Genomic DNA, 258 nt, shown 5'->3' on the forward strand with positions numbered 1-258 from the left:
ATTCAATCCAATAAAGTGATTCTCGAGCCTCCTTTAGTGCAATAAAAGATTTGCTTTTGAAATCAGCTTTACTAATGCCGTTACATGCCTCGGCATTATTGGCTCCAATGCTGGTTCCTGCCCGAAGGTGCATGACAAGGGACAGGTACGTGTCATAGGGGGCAAGCTACTTCCTTACGAACTGAATCACTCCCCGACTGATGCCTGTCAGTCGCTCCAGCTGCCGCACTGATGCACCCAACTCTCGCAACAGGCCTA

General features: G+C 49.2%; 1 protein-coding gene. It reads right to left on the reverse strand.

What is annotated here, in order from left to right; all coding sequences use genetic code 11:
- The coding region (locus CIK96_RS06385; protein WP_144007503.1) for a four helix bundle protein at positions 1-133 on the reverse strand (133 nt) is incomplete at its 3' end.
- Between the last annotated feature and the right edge of the window lie 125 nt (positions 134-258).

The sequence above is a fragment of the Prevotella sp. P4-98 genome (genome assembly GCF_002251405.1).
In the GTDB taxonomy this organism is placed as follows: domain Bacteria; phylum Bacteroidota; class Bacteroidia; order Bacteroidales; family Bacteroidaceae; genus Prevotella.